Here is a 17,627-nt window from a genome sequence, read left to right as displayed (position 1 = left end):
TTGTAACGTTCGAGCCGTCGGATCGCGCCGCCACCCGACCCTGTCCAACACGGCGCGGCGGCTGGCAGGCGACGCACTCCGTGACCTGAATCAAATCACGAAGCGCACCGCCTCCTTGCGGACTCAGTGAGATTCGACTTGCTGGATGCCCGCGAGCAGCCAGCCTTCGCCCGACGTGCGCGACTTCGAGAGATTCCACACCTCGACGAACGGCTCGGCCGGCGCACCCATGGCTTCGCGAATCAGACCGGAGAAGCGCACGCTCGCCAGGTATTCGCTGCCGCGCTCTTCCACGCCGAGCAGGTCCGCGTTGAGCTGCACGACGTCGGTCTGGTTCGGCTGCGCGCCGCGGCCCGCGAGATCGACGCGGATCTCCGCGAACATTTCGGGCGTCGTGAATTCGCGGATATCGTCCATGTTGCCGGCGTCCCACGCGGCCTGCAGGCGCACGAAATAGACCTTCGCGTTACGCACGAAGGCTTCCGTGTCGAAACCGGCCGGGATGGCGGCAGGCGTCTCGATAAGCGGTGTGCTCACCGGATTGGCTTCGGGCGCAAGGTACTGCCCCGTGGGCGGCGCGGTATAGCGCGGCTCCTGCGGCTGATATCCGCCCGTCGATTGATTCAGGCTGTTCGACGAACCGTAGCCACCGCCCGTCTGGTACGCGGGTTCCGCGGCGCGGCGTCGGCTCATGAACTTGCGGATCAACCAGACGGCGATAAAGGCGATGATCGCGATCACGATCATGTTGGCCATCATGCCGGCAAACGCCTCGCCAAGACCGAAGTGCGAAAGCAGCGCGGCGATGCCGAGACCGGCCGCGAGGCCAGCGATCGGTCCGAGCCAGCGATTACGCGCCGGCGCGGCCGCGGGCGTGGGAGCCGGCGTGGCACCCGGGCGCTGGGCGCCGGCCTGCTGCGCGGGATTCGTGGGGCTGGGCTGCGCCGGCGGCGGCGTGGTGCTGCGCTGCGTAGCCGTTGACGACTGCTTGCCGAAACTGCGGCCGCCACCCATGCGGCGAGCCTCCGCGTCGAACGACGCGAGGCTGCCGGCGATCATCACGCCGGCAAGGGCCAGGACGCCGATTCGTCTGGCCCACGATGTTGAAAGCTTTTTGGAAGCATCGATTCGGGGCTCAGACATAGCGGAAATTCCTTTAAAGACAGTAAGTTGGGAACACTAATACTTTGTGCCGACGTGTAAGGCTACCACGCCAGCTGACAAATTGTAATATTTGACGGCGTCGAGGCCGACTTGTTCCATCATCGTCTTGAGTGTTTCCTGATCCGGATGCATGCGGATCGATTCCGCGAGGTACTGGTAGCTGTCGGCGTCCTGTGCAAAGCGCCGGCCAAGCCACGGCAGCACCTTGAACGAATACACGTCGTACGCCTTCTTGAGCGGCTCCCAGACCTTCGAGAATTCGAGCACGAGCACCCGGCCGCCCGGCTTGAGCACGCGGCGCATCTCGGCGAGCGCGGAGTCCTTGTGCGTCATGTTGCGCAACCCGAAAGCCACGGTCACCACATCGAAGTAGTTGTCCGGAAAGGGAATTTTCTCGGCGTCGCACAGAAGTGCCGGTGTGATCACGCCGTTGTCGATGAGGCGGTCGCGGCCCACGCGCAGCATCGACTCGTTGATGTCGGTGTGCCAGACCTCGCCGGTCGGGCCCGCCTTCTTCGCGAACGCCATGGAAAGGTCACCGGTGCCGCCCGCGATGTCGAGCACCTTCGCACCGGGCCGAATGTTCGCCTGGGCGATCGTGAACGCCTTCCACGCGCGGTGCAGCCCGCCCGACATCAGATCGTTCATCAGGTCGTAGTTCGAGGCGACCGAGTGAAACACGCCGGCCACCTTCTTCGCCTTGTCCTGTTCGTCGACTGTCTGATAGCCGAAGTGGGTTTTGCTCATCGCGCTCGTCCTTTCGCGGAAGGGTGTTCTATCTATTGTGATGTGATGCGCCGCGTCTGTCAGAGACGCGGCGGGGCAGGATCGTAACAGGAAGCGTCAGTGGCAGTGGCCATGCGCGGCAGGGGGCGCCGCCATGGGTGCGTCGCGTTCGACGCCCGCCGCCTTCAGTTTGGCGAAATATTCCGCCCAGAGTTCGTCCTGGCGCGTGGCGAGCTCGTAGAGCTGGTCCCACGAATAGATGCCGGTGTTGTGGCCGTCGGAGAAGGTGGGCTGCAGCGCGTAGTTGCCGACGCCTTCGAGCGCGGTAATCGTCACTTCACGCTTGCCTGTCTGTAGCGTTTCCTGGCCGGGGCCGTGCCCGCGCACCTCCGCCGAAGGCGAAAACACGCGCATCAGCTCGAACGGCACGCGGTAGCTCTCGCCGCTCGCATACTGGAGTTCCAGCACGCGCGAGACGGCGTGCACCACGACGCCGCTTGGCACTGGCGTATCGGATTTCAGTCCACTCATGATCGTTCCTGCTGTTGGACGCCTGCCGCCCTGCCTGCTCAGGCCTGCGCCTGTTCGATTTCCTGGCGCACCGCATCGCGCAGCAGCGTGGCCTGCGCGCGGCGCTGGCTCAGCATCGCCTCGGACACCGTGCGCTGGCGCGGTGCCCAGACGGGCAGCGGGAAGTGTGCGTCGTTCGTGAAGCGCGGGATGACGTGCCAGTGCACGTGCGGCACCTGGTTGCCGAGGCTCGCCAGATTCACCTTGGAAGGCTGCATGACGCGGCGCAGCGCACGCTCGACGGCGTACACCGCCCGCATCAAATGCTCCCGGTCGGCCGCGTCCAGGTCCGAGAATTCGGCGACATGCGTATTCCAGATGACCCGGCAAAAGCCGGGATAGTCGACCTCGGCCGTCGCGAGCACGACGCGCATGCGTTCGTCCTGCCACAGCACGTCGCCGCCTTCCTCATTGCAGAATACGCATTTCATCGTCGTCCCCGAACCGGTTCACCGAAAATTGAGCGCTGCCATTAGACCAGCACGCGCTCGATTCCGCCATTGTTCGCGTTCTGAACGTAGTCCGCCATCCAGTTTTCGCCAAGAATGTGGCGGGCGATTTCCACCACGATGTAATCGGCTTCGATGTTGGCGTCTTCGTTGTACCGCGACAGACCCTGGAGGCACGACGGGCAGCTCGTCAGAATCTTGACGTCCTGCGTCGTACCCTGCCCGCCCGCTTCCTGCTGCGTAGCCGGTTGCACCCCATTGGCACCGTTGCCGACGATCGGAATGCCACGCAGCTTCGCCGCGCCCTTGCGGATTTCCTCTTCCTTGCGGAAGCGCACCTGCGTCGAAATGTCTGGGCGCGTAACGGCCAGCGTGCCCGATTCGCCGCAGCAGCGATCGTTCTTCTCGATCTTGTAGCCGTCCTTTTCGGAACCCATCAGTTCGTTGACGAGCTTGACCGGATCCATCGTCTTGATCGGCGTGTGGCACGGGTCGTGGTACATGTAGCGCGTGCCCGTCACGCCATCGAGCTTGATGCCCTTCTCCAGCAGGAACTCGTGGATGTCGATGATGCGGCATCCCGGGAAAATCTTGTCGAATTCATAACCGGCGAGCTGGTCGTAACACGTGCCGCACGACACCACCACCGTCTTGATGTCGAGGTAGTTGAGAGTGTTCGCGACGCGGTGGAACAGCACGCGGTTATCGGTGACGATCTTCTCGGCCTTGTCGTACTGGCCCGAGCCGCGCTGCGGATAGCCGCAGCACAGATAGCCCGGCGGCAGCACTGTCTGCACGCCCGCTTCCCACAGCATGGCTTGCGTCGCCAGACCGACTTGCGAGAACAGACGCTCCGAGCCGCAGCCGGGGAAGTAGAACACCGCTTCCGAATCCACATTCGTGGTCTTCGGGTTGCGGATGATCGGCACGATCTTGTTGTCTTCGATGTCGAGCAGCGCGCGCGCCGTCTTCTTCGGCAGGTTGCCCGGCATCTTCTTGTTGACGAAGTGGATCACCTGCTCGACCACGGCCGGCTTGCCCGTGGTCGCGGGCGGATGCGCCGTCTGCTTCTTCACGAACTTCTTCAGCACTTCGTTGCCGAGGCGCTGCGCCTTGTAGCCTACGCCCATCATCGCGGTACGCGCGAGATTGATGGTCTGCGGGTTCGTGGCGTTCAGGAAGAACATGCCCGCCGCGTTGCCCGCGTTGAACTTCTTCTTGCCCATCTTGCGCAGCAGGTTGCGCATGTTCATCGTCACGTCGCCGAAGTCGATCTTGACCGGGCACGGCGTCACGCACTTGTGGCAGACCGTGCAGTGGTCGGCCACGTCGTTGAACTCGTCCCAGTGCTTGATCGACACGCCGCGGCGCGTCTGCTCTTCGTACAGGAACGCCTCGACCAGCAAAGAGGTCGCGAGAATCTTGTTGCGCGGGCTGTAGAGCAGGTTCGCGCGCGGCACGTGCGTCGCGCACACCGGCTTGCACTTGCCGCAGCGCAGGCAGTCCTTCACCGAATCGGCGATTGCGCCAATGTCGGACTGCTTCATGATGAGCGACTCGTAGCCCATCAGGCCGAACGACGGCGTGTAGGCGTTGCGCAGGTCGGCACCTTCGAGCAGCTTGCCCGCGTTGAAGCGGCCTTGCGGATCGACGCGCTGCTTGTAGGCGCGGAAGTCGGCGATCTCGTCGTCCGTGAGGAATTCGAGCTTCGTGATGCCGATGCCGTGCTCGCCCGAGATCACGCCGTCGAGCGAACGCGCGAGTTTCATGATGCGCGCGACCGCGTGGTGCGCGTCCTGCAGCATCTCGTAGTTGTCGGAGTTGACCGGCAGATTGGTGTGCACGTTGCCGTCGCCGGCGTGCATGTGCAGCGCCACGAACACGCGGCCGCGCAGCACCTTCTTGTGGATCGCCTGGGTCTCTTCGAGGATCGGCTTGAATTCGCCGCCGTTGAAGATCTTGCGCAGTTCCGCGCGGATCTCCTGCTTCCACGAAATGCGCACCGTGCGGTCCTGGGTCACGTGGAAGACGTTGGCGTCCGGCTGTACGTCCACGCGATCGGCGAACTTCTCCGCCAGCGCTTCGTAGCCCAGTTGGACGAGGTAGTGCTGCGCCTCGCGCAGCGACAGGTCAAGCTTTTCGCCCACGAAGGTCCAGCGCTCACGCACGCGCTTGAGCAGGTCGAGCGCCTGCTGCACGCGGTCTTCGAGCAGTTCCGCCGAAGGAATCTCGTTCGCGTCGTCGGTCTTGCCGAGCGGCAGCTTGCCCGCCTTGAAGAACGCTTCGAGCGCATCGACGAGTTGCAGCTTGTTCTTGATCGACAGCTCGATGTTGATGCGCTCGATGCCGTCCGTGTACTCGCCCATGCGGTTGAGCGGGATCACAACGTCTTCGTTGATCTTGAACGCGTTGGTGTGCTTCGCGATCGCGGCGGTACGGCTGCGGTCGAGCCAGAAGCGCTTGCGCGCCTCAGCGGACACCGCGACGAAGCCTTCGCCGCTCTTGCCGTTGGCCATGCGGATGACTTCCGAGGTCGCGGCGGCCACGGCATCGGCGTCGTCGCCGACGATATCGCCGATCAGCACCATCTTCGGAAACGCGTTGCGCTTGCTCTTGGTCGCGTAGCCCACGGCGCGCAGATAGCGCTCGTCGAGATGCTCGAGACCCGCGAGAATCGCGCCGCCCTGCTTCGACGTTTCGAACAGGTAGTCCTTGATCTCAACGATGCTCGGAATCGCCTCGCGCGCCTGGCCGAAGAACTCCAGACAGACCGTGCGCGTATGCGCGGGCATTTTGTGCAGCACCCAGCGCGCGGACGTGATGAGCCCGTCGCAGCCTTCCTTCTGCACGCCCGGCAGACCGGCGAGGAATTTGTCGGTGACGTCCTTGCCGAGACCTTCCTTGCGGAAGCGCTTGCCTTCGATATCGAGCGATTCGGTGCGCAGCAGCTTTTCGCCCGGCGCGTATTCACCGTCGAACCACTTCAGCTCGAAGCGTGCCACGGGGATGTCGTGAATCTTGCCCATGTTGTGGTCGAGGCGCGTGACTTCGAGCCAGTTGCCCTGCGGGTCGACCATCCGCCACCAGGCGAGATTGTCGAGCGCCGTGCCCCACAGCACGGCCTTCTTGCCGCCCGCGTTCATCGCGACGTTGCCGCCGATGCACGACGCATCGAGCGAAGTCGGGTCCACGGCGAACACGAAGCCAGCGGCGTCCGCGGCGTCGGTCACGCGGCGCGTGACCACGCCCGCGCCCGAGAAAATGGTCGCGACCTTGCGGTCCACACCCGGTAGCTCGGTCATCTCGACCGGACCGAGCTGTTCGAGCTTTTCAGTATTGATGACGGCCGAGAACGGCGTGAGCGGCACCGCGCCGCCCGTGTAGCCCGTGCCGCCTCCGCGCGGAATCACGGTGAGGCCGAGTTCGAAACAGGCCTTGATGAGGCCGGCGATCTCGGCTTCGGTATCGGGCGTGAGGACGACGAACGGATATTCCACGCGCCAGTCGGTCGCGTCGGTCACGTGCGAGACGCGTGAGAGGCCGTCGAAGCGAATGTTGTCCTTCTGCGTGCGCTTGCCCAGCACCTTGACGGCGCGGCGGCGCAGGTCGGCCATCTTCTCGAACTCGCCCGCGAAGGCGTCGATGGCGCGGCGCGTAGCGGCGACCAGCGTTTCCACGCGTGCGGCGCGGTCCACGCCTTCCTTGTCCGCATGCTCCCGCAGGTCGGCGCGGCGGCGCTTCTCGATTTCGGCGAGGCGGTGGTTGAGCGCCTCGATCAGGAGCGCGCGGCGCTTCGGGTTGTCGAGCAGGTCGTCCTGGAGGTACGGATTGCGGCGCACGACCCAGATATCGCCCAGCACCTCGTAGAGCATGCGTGCCGAGCGGCCGGTGCGGCGCTCCGCGCGCAGTTCGGCGAGCGCGTTCCAGGCGTCTTCGCCCAGCAAGCGGATGACGATCTCGCGGTCCGAGAAGGACGTGTAGTTATAGGGAATCTCGCGCAGGCGCGGTTCGATGTCGGCGGCCACGGCGGCGGCGGCGCCGTTAGGATCGAAAACTTGAGGTGCGTTCATGGTTGGACGACTCTTTGGGCCAGTCCCGCCCACGGCTCGCGGCCGCTGCGACGGATTCTGACGGGGCGCGTGGGGCGCTATTCTGAAATCTTGTCCGCCTGTGGCAGGCTGCGGACGAAAGGGGTGGGGAAGCACATGGCGGCAACGCTCACGCCGATGGTCCCCCGGCGCTCGGATTTAGCGACACGATCGTGCGTGGCGGGCGTGCCGCTGCGCCGCCGGGCGGGTTACGCGCCGTGCGGGCATCAAATGGGCTGTCCGAGGTTGCCAGTGCATCATCCGATCCTTGTTTCGAAAAAGGATTTTACCGCATGATCCGCACCCGCGCTGACGCCGCGTGGGAACTTGGTGAACACACGAGATTCGCTTGCGTTGACAGGTGGTTCGCGCCGGATTGCGCGCCCTTTGACGATAATTTGCCTTCCGAACGGTCGGTGAATTCCGCAGCCGCAACGTGCACAAGCCGCCCGCCCGCGCCGCCAGAGCGGGAGCCGTTGGCGCTATCATTTACGCTTTCCCGCCCTAAACCCGCGCCCGGCGCGTCCTCGCATGGCTTCCCACGACGATTACCTGAAGACAATCCTCACCGCCCGCGTCTACGACGTCGCCCGCGAGACCGAACTCGAACGCGCCCCGAATCTCTCGGCGCGTCTGCGCAACGCCGTGTTCCTCAAGCGTGAGGACAACCAGCCGGTGTTCTCCTTCAAGCTGCGCGGCGCCTACAACAAGATGGCGCATCTCACGCCCGCGCAACTCGAGCGCGGCGTGATCACCGCGTCGGCGGGCAATCACGCGCAGGGCGTAGCGCTTTCGGCGGCGAAGCTCGGCGTGAAGGCCGTGATCTGCGTGCCCGTCACTACGCCTCAAGTGAAGGTCGATGCCGTGCGCGCCCACGGCGGCGCGACCGTCGAGGTTGTGCAGGCGGGCGAGTCGTACAGCGATGCCTATGCCCACGCCGTGCGTCTGCAGGAAGAGCGCGGCCTGACCTTCGTGCATCCGTTCGACGATCCCTTCGTGATTGCCGGCCAGGGCACCGTGGCGATGGAAGTGCTCAGCCAGCATCAGGCCCCGATTCACGCGATCTTCGTGCCGATCGGCGGCGGCGGGCTGGCTGCGGGCGTGGCGGCCTACGTCAAGGCCGTGCGTCCCGAGATCAAGGTGATCGGCGTGCAGACCGACGACTCCTGCGCGATGGCGCAGTCGATCAAGGCGGGCAAGCGTGTGGAACTCACCGAGGTCGGTCTGTTCTCGGACGGCACGGCGGTGAAGCTCGTGGGCGAGGAAACCTTCCGCCTGTGCCAGCAGTATCTCGATGAAGTCCTGACCGTGGACACCGACGCCCTGTGCGCCGCGATCAAGGACGTGTTCCAGGACACGCGCAGCGTGCTCGAACCCGCCGGCGCACTGGCCGTGGCGGGCGCGAAGCAGTACGCGGAGCGCGAGGGCATCGAAGGGCAAACGCTCGTCGCGATCACCTCGGGCGCGAACATGAATTTCGACCGCATGCGCTTCGTGGCTGAGCGCGCCGAGGTCGGTGAGGCGCGCGAAGCGGTGTTCGCCGTGACGATCCCCGAGGAGCGCGGCAGCTTCAAGCGCTTCTGCGAGCTGGTCGGCACGCGCAGCGTGACCGAGTTCAACTACCGCATTGACGACGCCGAGCGCGCGCACATCTTCGTGGGCGTGCAGATCCGCAACCGCGGCGAGTCGCAGCAGATCGCGAAGACCTTCGTGGATCACGGCTTCCCGACCGTCGACCTCACCGGCGACGAACTCTCGAAGCAGCACATCCGCTACATGGTGGGTGGGCGCTCGCCGCTCGCGCACGACGAGCGTCTGTTCCGCTTCGAATTCCCCGAGCGGCCGGGCGCGCTCATGCGCTTTCTCTCGTCGATGGCGCCGAACTGGAATATCAGCCTCTTCCACTACCGCAACCAGGGCGCCGACTACAGCTCGATTCTGGTGGGCATTCAGGTGCCCGCAGCGGAAGACGCAGAATTCCGCCGATTCCTCGCGACGCTCGGTTATCCGCACTGGGAAGAGACGGTCAATCCGGCGTATCGGCTCTTCCTCGCGTAACCGGCGGCCATCGTGTCCGTTTCGCTCTCCGACAAGCTCGTCGTCGCCATTTCGTCGCGTGCGCTCTTCGATTTCGAGGAAGAAAACCACGTGTTCGAGGCCGGCGACCTGCAAGCCTACGAGGCGCTCCAGCGCGAGCGCCTGAACGTGCCAGCGCGGCCGGGCGTGGCGTTCGCGCTGATCCGCAAGCTGCTCGCGCTCAATAACGGCGCGCATCACGTGGAAGTCGTGATCCTCTCGCGCAGCGACCCCATCAGCGGGCTGCGCGCGTTCAGTTCGTGCCGCGAGCACAAGCTCGACATCCAGCGCGGCGTGTTCACGCGCGGGCGCGAGCCCTGGCATTACCTCAAGCCGCTCAACGCGTCGCTGTTTCTCTCCGCGAACCCGGCGGACGTGAAGAGCGCGCTCGACGCCGGATTCCCCGCCGCACGCGTCTTTCCCGAATCGGCGACAATGGCGGAACGCAACGCGCACGAGATTCGCATTGCGTTCGACGGCGATGCGGTGCTGTTTTCCGACGAAGCCGAGCAGATCTTCCAGCGCGACGGCCTCGGAGCCTTCGTGAGCCACGAGCGCGACAACCGCGAACTGCCGCTCGCGCAAGGGCCGCTGCAGCCGCTGCTGGCAGCGCTCAACCGCCTGCAGAAGCTCGCCGACGCGAACGCGCAAATGCGCATCCGCACCGCCCTCGTCACCGCGCGCTCGGCGCCTGCGCACGAACGCGCAATCCGTACGCTGATGGCCTGGAACATCGAGATCGACGAAGCGATGTTCCTTGGCGGACTCGACAAGGGCCCGTTCCTGCGCGAGTTCGAACCCGATTTTTTCTTCGACGACCAGATCCGCCACTGCGAATCCGCGCGCTCGGTCACGGCCACCGGGCACGTGGCAAGCGGCGTGACCAATCTCGCAACCGAAGCCAACGCATCATGACTCCCGACCAATCTCCGCTCGGCAAGGCCTCCACCTACACCGAGCAATACGACGCCTCGCTCCTGTTCCCGATTCCTCGCGCCGGCGCGCGCGAGCAGATCGGCATTGGCGCGCAACTGCCCTTCTTCGGCAGCGATATCTGGAACGCCTACGAGCTTTCGTGGCTGAACGCGCGCGGCAAGCCGCAGATCGCGATCGCCACGTTCTTCATTCCCGCCGACTCGCCGAACATCATCGAATCGAAGTCGTTCAAGCTCTATCTGGGTTCGTTCGCGCAAACGCCGTTCGAATCCGCCGATGTGGTGCGCGACACGATCAAGCGCGACGTGACGGCGGCGTGCGGCGCATCGGTTTCGGTGCGGCTCGAGCAGCCGGGCGCGTTCGGCAAGATCCCGTTCGAGGAATTCGAAGGACTCTCGCTCGATCGCCTCGATCTCGATACGGAGATCTATCATCCGGAACCGACGCTTCTGAAAGCGGCTTTCGACGAAGCGCCGGTTGAGGAAACGCTGATCTCGAACCTGCTCAAGTCGAACTGCCCCGTGACGGGCCAGCCCGACTGGGGCAGCGTGCAGATTCACTACGTCGGGCCGCAGATCGATCAGGCGGGCCTGCTGCGCTACATCATCTCGTATCGCAATCACACCGGTTTTCACGAGCAATGCGCCGAGCGCATCTTCATGGACATCCTGCGCGAGTGCAAACCGGACCGGCTCGCTGTCTACGCGCGCTATACGCGGCGCGGCGGCCTCGACATCAATCCGTTTCGCACCAACTTCAACATGCCGATGCCGGATAACGCGCGGCTTGCGCGCCAGTAAGCGGCGGAATATCGCAGAAGTCTGTAAAAAAACGCGCCGCAAAAGCGGCGCGTTTTTCATTGGCGTTTCAGCCGAGCTTAATGCGGCAACTCAGCCGCCCCCATGCGCCGCGCAATCACAGCAGTACGCTGCGCGAGATACGCCGAGTTGCGATGCTCATCGAAGTACTTGGGACGCGGCAGCATGACCGCGAGCCGCGCCGACTGCCACGGCGTGAGCTTCGCCGCCGTCGTGCGGTAGTAATAGCGCGCGGCGGCTTGCGCGCCGTACACGCCGTTGCCCCACTCCACCGAATTCAGATAGATCTCGAAGATGCGCTCTTTGTCGAGCAGCGTCTGCAGCATCCACGTGATGATGAACTCCTGGCCCTTGCGGATATAGCTCTGCTCGCGCGAGAGGAACAGGTTGCGCGCGAGCTGCTGCGTGATGGTCGAGCCGCCGCGCACGATATGGCCGCGCTTCTTGTTCTTCTCCCAGGCCTGGAGGATGGCGTCGGTTTCGTAGCCGTTGTTGTTGACGAAGTTTGCGTCCTCGGACGCGATGATCGCGCGCTTCAAATTGCGCGAGATCTGGTCGTACGGGACCCACTCGTGCTGGATCGAAAGATCGGGGCGGTCTGAGGAAAGACGCGCGGCGTCGGTGCGCATGAACGCGGTGGATTGCGGATCGACGAAGTTCCAGAGCGCGATTTGCGCGAAGTAGACGAGCTGCGTGGCGATCCACGCAATCGCAAACACCGAGACGATCCAGGTAAGCCAGCGCAGCGCGCCGGGGCGCTTTCGGGACTGCGTGCGCCGCCCGCTACCGCTCGCGAGCGACGCAGCTTGCGCACCGATGGCCTGCCTGCGCATGGCGTCGTCTCCGTTGTCTGCGAGAGGCGCTGAGCGTTACGCGGCTTGTGCGGCGAGTTGCGCGCGCAACGCCGCCAGCACCGGCGCGCCCTCGGGGCGCACGCCGCGCCACACGAAGAACGATTCGGCGGCCTGCTCGACCAGCATGCCGAGGCCGTCGGCCGCGCGCGCGCCGAGTGCTTGCGCGTGGCGCATGAACACGGTGGGCTGCGCGCCGTACATCATGTCGTAGGCGAGCGTGCCCGTGCCGAACGCGCGCTCGTCGCACTCGGGCAAGGCCGCGTCGAGACTGCCCGCCGTCGCGTTCACGATCACGTCGTAGGGCTTGGGATCAACAGCCTCAGGACCGCCACCGTTCAGGAGACAGCCGAACTCGCCCGCCGCGCCTGCGAACTGCTCGATGAGCGCGTGCGCCTTGGGCGCCGTGCGGTTCACGATGGTGATCTCGCGCGGACGGCGCTCGAGCATCGGCAGCACGACGCCGCGCGCCGCGCCGCCCGCACCGAGCAGCAGCACGCGCGCGCCTGCGAGCGAAACGCCGAGGTTCACCTCGATGTCGCGCACCAGGCCGAAGCCGTCGGTGTTGTCGCCGAAAATGCCTTCTGCGTCGAAGCGCAGTGTATTGACCGCGCCCGCCGCTGCCGCACGCGGCGAGAGCTTATGCGCAAGCGCGTGCGCTTCCAGCTTGAAAGGCACGGTCACGTTCAGGCCGCGACCGCCCGCCGCCCGAAACGCCTCCACGTGCTCGACGAAAGCGTCGAGCGGCGCGAGCAGGCGGTCGTATTCGACGCGCTCGCCCGTTTGCAGCGCGAACTGCGCGTGGATGAACGGCGACTTGCTGTGCGCCACCGGATTGCCGACCACTGCGTAGCGGTCCGCCTGTGAGTCGCTAACGCTCATTCGCGCGGCTCCGTAGCGTGCTGTTCGCTCGATTGTTCTTCTGCGGCGGGCGCATCGCTCGCCGGCTCGCCTTCGACTTCGTCTGCTTCCGCGACCGCTTCCGCTTCACTTTGCGCGGATTCGTCGGCGGCTTCGATCAGCTCTTCGTCTTCGCCCGAGTCCTCCTCGGCCTGCTCGCCACTCGTCACGACGGGCGCGTCGAGCACGCGCAGCATGCGCACCGAAGCCTCGATGGTCAGCTCGTCGATCGACAGCACTTCCATCATCAGGCGCGTGCCACGCGCGTGCACGCCAAGCGCGGGCACGTGCATGAGCAGCGGCACTTCTTCAAAGCGCACGAGGTCGTCCTTCACGACGCTCGCCGGGAATTCGCGGCGCGCCTCGCGGCCGCCCTCACCGAGCATTTCCTGCTGGAGCCAGCGCAGGCACCAGAAGTACTCCATGCGGCGCTGGTGATCGGCGTAAGCGGTATAGGTTTCGTCGAAGCCCTGCACAACGGCGAAGAGATCGGCGTCCTTGGGCTTGAACGGCGCGACGAGCTTGGCGGCCACGCCATGCTCCACGCACGCGAGCAGCTGCCACTGGTTCACGAGGTCGACATAGCGGCGCAGCGGCGACGTGCTCCACGCATATTGCGCGACGCCGAGACCTTCGTGCGGCGCGGCGTTGGTCTGCATGCGCGTGCGCTTGGGTCCGGTCGGCGCACCGAACGCGCGCTGCGAGCGATAGATGCCCGGCACGCCATGATCGTGCAGGAAAGCGCCCCACGTGGAGTTCGCGAGAATCGCCAGCTCAGCGACGATCATGTCCAGCGGCGAGCCGCGGCGGCGCGGCGAGATGGTGACATGCTCGCCTTCCACGTAGAAGTTGAAGTCGGTGTTGCGCTGGACTTCGCGACGCAGGCCGTAACCGGCGCGCGCCTGCTGGCGCTTCTCGAACAGCGCCTGGGCGAACGGCCACAGCACAGCGATGTCTTCCTTGTGCGGATACTCGCCGGTGCCCGCCGCGAGCGTCTCTTCGGTGACGACTTCGTCGAGCGTGTTGTGACGCAGGTTGTTCTTCACGAACACGCGCTCGGCGCGCGTTTCGGTCGCGACGATCTCCTGCGTCTCGCGGTTCACGATGCAGTAAAGCGAGAGCGCCGGACGCAGGCCGCCTTCCTTGAGCGTGAACGCGTCGACGAAATCGTCGGGCATCATCGTGATCTTGTCGCCGGGCATGTAGACCGTCGAAAGACGCGTGCGCGCGATCATATCCGCCGTGTCGCCGCGCTGGATGCCAAGCGCCGGCGCCGCAATGTGAATGCCGATACGCACGCGGCCATCGGCCAGATGCTCGATGGAAAACGCGTCGTCGATTTCGGTCGTGGTGACGTCGTCGATCGAGAAGGCCTGCACGTGCTCGGCGGCATCGGGCAGATCCTCGGGCAGCGTGCCTACTTCGACGGGCGGGAAGCCCGTGCCGTGCGGGAAGAAGTCCGCGAGGAAGCGCGCCTCGTGCAACGCGCGCGGCGAGGCGATGCCGCCGTTTTCGAGCATGAGGCGCGGCATCGAAATGCCGCGCGCGGCGGCCGCTGCTTCGAGTGCCTTGTATTCGATCGAATTCTTGTCGGGCTTCGTGAGCAGGCCGAGCGCTTTGCCCTTGAATGCCTCGGGCAAACCACCCGCCTTCAGCTCATCTTCGTAGCCGGCCTGAACCAGCGCCTGCTGACGCTTGCGCTCGAGCGAGGCGAGCGCCATCTTGAGCTGCTCTTCGGGCGCGCGCTGATACTGCCCGCGTCCCTTGCGGCGGAAATACACGGGTGAACCATGCAGGCGCAGCACGAGCGCGGCGCGCTCGACCGGGCCGTAGGTTTCGCCGAAGTACTCGCTCGCGAGCGCGGTATAGGCGAATTCCTCGGCGGGCGCGCATTCCCACAGGAAATCGAGATCGATCTCCTCGGCGGCGGCGTCCGCCTGCTCCAGCAGTTCGCTCGCAGCCGGCTTCTCGAACTCGATCAGCACATCTTTCGCACGCACCTTGGCGCGCCGCCCGCCGGGCAGCTCGACCTGAAACGCATCGCCCTGCTTCGACAGCACGCTGCCGGCCTTGAAACTGCCCGATTCCTCAAAGAAAACGTTCACTCAATACTCTCGTTCAGACTTGCTTCGACCGCCGGCGCGGCGCGCGGGCGGTACTGTATACATATAGGCGTTCGCACGCATCAGGCGGCGTCGCAGAAACGGATCACTTCGTCGACGTAATCTGCGAACTCGCTGATGCCATGATCGCTGCCTTCGATCAGGTGTGTGGGCACACCCGGATAGTGCGCGAGCATCTCGCGGTAATCGAGCACTTCGTCGCCGGTCGCGGCCATCAGATAGTAGCGCGCAGGTTGCGTCACAGACGTAACGGCCAGCGCGCGCAATTCTTCCAGATGACGCGGTTCGACGACGATGCTGCCGCCGCCGTGCCAGAGCGGCTGCTCGCCTAGATACTTCGACAGATCGCGGTCGGGCACCACGGCGGGGTTCAACAGCGCCGCGCGCCAGCCGTGCTTTTCGGCGAGATGCGTGGCGAAGTAGCCGCCGAGCGAGCTGCCGATGAGCGTGACGCGCTCGCCCGGCTTGCGTTGTGCACCGATCTCTTGCTCGGCAAGCGCAATGGCTTCCTGCGGCGAAACCGGCAACGTCGGGCACAGCCATTCGCCGCCGCGGCCCAGCTCGGCCATGCGCGCCGCCAGGAGGCGCGCCTTGAACGACTGGGGCGACGAGCGAAAGCCGTGCAGATAGACGATCACGCCGCGCTCCGAGCCGAGAGCGCGTCGAGCAGCTTTTGATGCACGCCGCCGAAGCCGCCGTTGCTCATCACGAGCACCTGGTCGCCGGGGCGCGCGGCTGCGACGACCGCCTTCACGAGCGCTTCGAGATCGTGGAACGCACGGGCTTTCTCACCGAGCGGCGCAAGCGCGCCGGCGAGATCCCAGCCGAGCGCGTCCTTGCCGCTTTGCGCGCCGTAGCCGAACACGAGGTCGGCGTCGGCGAGACTGGCGGGCAACTGCGCTTTCATCACGCCGAGCTTCATCGTGTTCGAGCGCGGCTCGAGCACGGCGAGGATGCGCGTGTTTTCGTGGCCTACGCGTGTGCGCAGACCGGCGAGCGTCGTTTCGATTGCCGTGGGATGGTGCGCGAAGTCGTCGTAGACGGTCACGCCGTCCACGCTGCCGCGCACTTCCATGCGGCGCTTCACGTTGCGGAATGTGGCAAGCGACTGCGCTGCCTGCGCGGGCGGCACGCCGACGCTACGCGCGGCGGCAATCGCCGCGAGCGCGTTCAGGCGGTTGTGCTCGCCCTGGATCTGCCAGTCCACCACGCCCACGCGTTCGCTGTTGTGATACACGGCGAAGCGCTCGTCCACGGCCACGCCGTCTTCCGCGGGAAGCGCCTGCCAGCCGCCATCCACGCCGAAGCGCTCCACGTCGCTCCACACGCCGCGCGTGAGCACGCGCTCGAGCGCATCCGAGCGGCCATTCGTGACGACGCGGCCCACGCCCGGAATCGTGCGCACGAGGTGATGGAACTGCGTTTCGATCGCAGCGAGATCCGGAAAGATGTCGGCGTGATCGAATTCGAGGTTGTTGAGCAGCGCCGTGCGCGGACGGTAATGAACGAACTTCGAGCGCTTGTCGAAGAACGCCGTGTCGTACTCGTCGGCTTCGATCACGAAGAAGCTCGAATCGGTCAGGCGCGCCGAAACGCCGAAGTTCAGCGGCACGCCGCCGATCAGGAAGCCAGGATTGAGGCCTGAGTCTTCGAGCAGCCACGTGAGCATCGAGCTCGTGGTGGTCTTGCCGTGCGTGCCCGCCACCGCGAGCACCCACTTGTCGCGCAGCACATGCTCGCCGAGCCACTGCGGACCCGACGTGTACGGCAAGCCGCGATTGAGGATCTCCTCCATCAGCGGATTGCCACGCGTGACCACGTTGCCGATCACATAGAGATCGGGATTGAGTTCGGTCTGGCTCGCGTCGTAACCCTCGATGAGGCGGATGCCCTGCGCTTCGAGCTGGGTGCTCATCGGCGGGTACACGCCGGCGTCGCAGCCGGTCACCGTGTGGCCCGCGCTGCGCGCGAGCACCGCGAGTCCGCCCATGAACGTGCCGCAGATGCCGAGGATATGGATGTGCATAAGCCTGTCGCGCCGCGCGGGCGTCGTGAACGCGTCGATCGGTTTGATCGGTTGAAAAGGATGGAGAAGCTGGAACGACGGCAGTCCTGCCCCGCCGCAGCAAGACGGGTATTGTACCCGAGGCCCCGAGCCCTATTGACGCAACCTCGGCCCCCGCGCCGACGGAAAATCCCAGGGCACCCCGGCAGTGGGCGCGGCTCAGTGGCCGCCGTCAGGAGCCCAGGGCGATCTCTAGTATCATTAGAAGATGGTTCGCAGATCACATTTCGATCCCCAGCGCGTGCGCGAGGAAATCGCCATCGCGGCAGCAAGGATGATCGCCGAGGACGGCCTCGACTACGCCACCGCCAAACGCAAGGCAGCCCGGCAGGTGGTGGGGGAAACGCGCATCGAAGGCACCTGGTTGCCCGACAACGATCAGATCGAGGAAGAGATCCGCGAATATCAGGCCCTCTTTCAGAGCGACAGCCAGCCGGCCGTGCTGCGGCGCCTGCGCGAAATCGCGCTGGATTGGATGCAGCGGCTCCAGGCGTTCAACCCGTTCCTGACCGGCGCGGTGCTCAACGGCACGGCGGGCGAGCACTCCGACATCCATCTGCAGATTTTTTGTGACAACGCGAAGGATGTCGCGATCTGGCTCCTGAATGCGAACGTGCAGTACGACGTGTCGGAAACCCGCCATTTCGCGGCGCGCGGCTTCGTGGAAACGCTCAGCTTCATGTGGCGTCCGTCACGCGCCGAAGAGCCGGTAGGCATACACGTTGCGCTCTACAATACGGACGACTTGCGCGGCGCCGTGCGCGCCGACGCGCGTGGCAGGCTGCCACGCGCCAACGCGCAAGCCCTCCAGGCGCTGATTGACGAGAGCGGCGCCACTTCTTCCACAACCTGAAAACGGCA

The 17,627-nt window shown here is 65.2% G+C and carries 14 protein-coding genes; 4 read left to right on the top strand and 10 right to left on the bottom strand.

Annotated elements, in window-relative coordinates; translation table 11 throughout:
• Nucleotides 1–123 precede the first annotated feature (123 nt).
• The 5 genes from VSR72_RS19740 to VSR72_RS19720 form a co-directional block, all read right to left on the bottom strand.
• Nucleotides 124–1,143: a TIM44-like domain-containing protein gene (locus VSR72_RS19740; RefSeq protein WP_342954032.1), complete on the bottom strand. Its 1,020-nt coding sequence runs from the start codon at nt 1,141–1,143 to the stop codon at nt 124–126.
• A 36-nt stretch (nt 1,144–1,179) separates the two neighbouring features.
• Nucleotides 1,180–1,911 carry a bifunctional demethylmenaquinone methyltransferase/2-methoxy-6-polyprenyl-1,4-benzoquinol methylase UbiE gene (gene ubiE, locus VSR72_RS19735; RefSeq protein ID WP_342954031.1) on the bottom strand — a complete coding sequence of 244 codons (732 nt, stop codon included), beginning with the start codon at nt 1,909–1,911 and terminating at the stop codon, nt 1,180–1,182.
• A gap of 96 nt (nt 1,912–2,007) precedes the next feature.
• Complete coding sequence (locus VSR72_RS19730; RefSeq protein ID WP_342954030.1) at nt 2,008–2,421, bottom strand: DUF971 domain-containing protein; 414 nt, start codon at nt 2,419–2,421, stop codon at nt 2,008–2,010.
• 38 nt (nt 2,422–2,459) lie between these two features.
• Nucleotides 2,460–2,891, bottom strand: coding sequence for an HIT family protein (locus VSR72_RS19725; RefSeq protein WP_342954029.1), 432 nt, complete (start codon nt 2,889–2,891; stop codon nt 2,460–2,462).
• A 41-nt stretch (nt 2,892–2,932) separates the two neighbouring features.
• On the bottom strand, nt 2,933–6,979 hold the full coding sequence (locus VSR72_RS19720; protein ID WP_342954028.1) for an FAD/FMN-binding oxidoreductase: 4,047 nt from the start codon (nt 6,977–6,979) through the stop codon (nt 2,933–2,935).
• Between the two features lie 549 nt (nt 6,980–7,528).
• Between VSR72_RS19720 and ilvA the strand changes: the two genes are divergently transcribed.
• Genes ilvA through queF form a run of 3 tightly spaced genes read left to right on the top strand, consistent with a single transcriptional unit; the run spans nt 7,529 to nt 10,809 of the window.
• Nucleotides 7,529–9,055 (top strand): threonine ammonia-lyase, biosynthetic, encoded by a 1,527-nt coding sequence (gene ilvA, locus VSR72_RS19715; protein WP_342954027.1) that lies wholly within the window; start codon nt 7,529–7,531, stop codon nt 9,053–9,055.
• A 12-nt stretch (nt 9,056–9,067) separates the two neighbouring features.
• The gene (locus VSR72_RS19710) at nt 9,068–9,988 is read left to right on the top strand and encodes a 5'-nucleotidase (RefSeq protein WP_342954026.1); all 921 of its coding nucleotides are present in this window, start codon (nt 9,068–9,070) and stop codon (nt 9,986–9,988) included.
• Nucleotides 9,985–10,809 carry an NADPH-dependent 7-cyano-7-deazaguanine reductase QueF gene (gene queF / locus VSR72_RS19705; RefSeq protein ID WP_342954025.1) on the top strand — a complete coding sequence of 275 codons (825 nt, stop codon included), beginning with the start codon at nt 9,985–9,987 and terminating at the stop codon, nt 10,807–10,809. Before VSR72_RS19710 ends, queF begins: the two co-directional genes overlap by 4 nt.
• A 77-nt stretch (nt 10,810–10,886) precedes the next feature.
• Here queF and mtgA read toward each other — a convergent pair whose 3' ends face one another.
• The 5 genes from mtgA to mpl all read right to left on the bottom strand — a co-directional run bounded on the left by mtgA (nt 10,887) and on the right by mpl (nt 16,727).
• Complete coding sequence (gene mtgA, locus VSR72_RS19700; protein WP_342954024.1) at nt 10,887–11,660, bottom strand: monofunctional biosynthetic peptidoglycan transglycosylase; 774 nt, start codon at nt 11,658–11,660, stop codon at nt 10,887–10,889.
• A 36-nt stretch (nt 11,661–11,696) separates the two neighbouring features.
• The gene (gene aroE / locus VSR72_RS19695) at nt 11,697–12,560 is read right to left on the bottom strand and encodes a shikimate dehydrogenase (protein ID WP_342954023.1); all 864 of its coding nucleotides are present in this window, start codon (nt 12,558–12,560) and stop codon (nt 11,697–11,699) included.
• Complete coding sequence (locus tag VSR72_RS19690) at nt 12,557–14,683, bottom strand: RNB domain-containing ribonuclease (RefSeq protein WP_342954022.1); 2,127 nt, start codon at nt 14,681–14,683, stop codon at nt 12,557–12,559. Before VSR72_RS19690 ends, aroE begins: the two co-directional genes overlap by 4 nt.
• Nucleotides 14,684–14,763: 80 nt before the next feature.
• Entirely contained in the window at nt 14,764–15,339 is a 576-nt protein-coding gene (locus VSR72_RS19685) for a YqiA/YcfP family alpha/beta fold hydrolase (RefSeq protein WP_342954021.1), read from the bottom strand.
• The gene (gene mpl / locus VSR72_RS19680) at nt 15,336–16,727 is read right to left on the bottom strand and encodes a UDP-N-acetylmuramate:L-alanyl-gamma-D-glutamyl-meso-diaminopimelate ligase (protein WP_342954020.1); all 1,392 of its coding nucleotides are present in this window, start codon (nt 16,725–16,727) and stop codon (nt 15,336–15,338) included. The genes VSR72_RS19685 and mpl overlap by 4 nt, the downstream gene beginning before the upstream one ends.
• 247 nt (nt 16,728–16,974) lie before the next feature.
• On the opposite strand from mpl, the gene VSR72_RS19675 reads away from it, so the two are divergent.
• The gene (locus VSR72_RS19675; RefSeq protein WP_342954019.1) at nt 16,975–17,619 is read left to right on the top strand and encodes a UDP-N-acetylmuramate--alanine ligase; all 645 of its coding nucleotides are present in this window, start codon (nt 16,975–16,977) and stop codon (nt 17,617–17,619) included.
• Nucleotides 17,620–17,627 lie beyond the last annotated feature (8 nt).

It is taken from the genome of Paraburkholderia sp. JHI869 (assembly GCF_038900775.1).
Lineage (GTDB): Bacteria > Pseudomonadota > Gammaproteobacteria > Burkholderiales > Burkholderiaceae > Paraburkholderia.
Note: the sequence above shows the minus strand (reverse complement) of the source record. Positions and strands in the feature narration are given on the sequence as shown.

Bases quoted from the DNA above. Each gene is read 5' to 3' on its own strand.
- aroE (WP_342954023.1), bottom strand. From the start codon at position 12,560: ATGAGCGTTAGCGACTCACAGGCGGACCGCTACGCAGTGGTCGGCAAT.
- ilvA (WP_342954027.1), top strand. From the start codon at position 7,529: ATGGCTTCCCACGACGATTACCTGAAGACAATCCTCACCGCCCGCGTC.
- VSR72_RS19730 (WP_342954030.1), bottom strand. From the start codon at position 2,421: ATGAGTGGACTGAAATCCGATACGCCAGTGCCAAGCGGCGTCGTGGTG.
- mtgA (WP_342954024.1), bottom strand. From the start codon at position 11,660: ATGCGCAGGCAGGCCATCGGTGCGCAAGCTGCGTCGCTCGCGAGCGGT.
- mpl (WP_342954020.1), bottom strand. From the start codon at position 16,727: ATGCACATCCATATCCTCGGCATCTGCGGCACGTTCATGGGCGGACTC.
- VSR72_RS19740 (WP_342954032.1), bottom strand. From the start codon at position 1,143: ATGTCTGAGCCCCGAATCGATGCTTCCAAAAAGCTTTCAACATCGTGG.
- ubiE (WP_342954031.1), bottom strand. From the start codon at position 1,911: ATGAGCAAAACCCACTTCGGCTATCAGACAGTCGACGAACAGGACAAG.
- queF (WP_342954025.1), top strand. From the start codon at position 9,985: ATGACTCCCGACCAATCTCCGCTCGGCAAGGCCTCCACCTACACCGAG.
- VSR72_RS19675 (WP_342954019.1), top strand. From the start codon at position 16,975: ATGGTTCGCAGATCACATTTCGATCCCCAGCGCGTGCGCGAGGAAATC.
- VSR72_RS19720 (WP_342954028.1), bottom strand. From the start codon at position 6,979: ATGAACGCACCTCAAGTTTTCGATCCTAACGGCGCCGCCGCCGCCGTG.
- VSR72_RS19725 (WP_342954029.1), bottom strand. From the start codon at position 2,891: ATGAAATGCGTATTCTGCAATGAGGAAGGCGGCGACGTGCTGTGGCAG.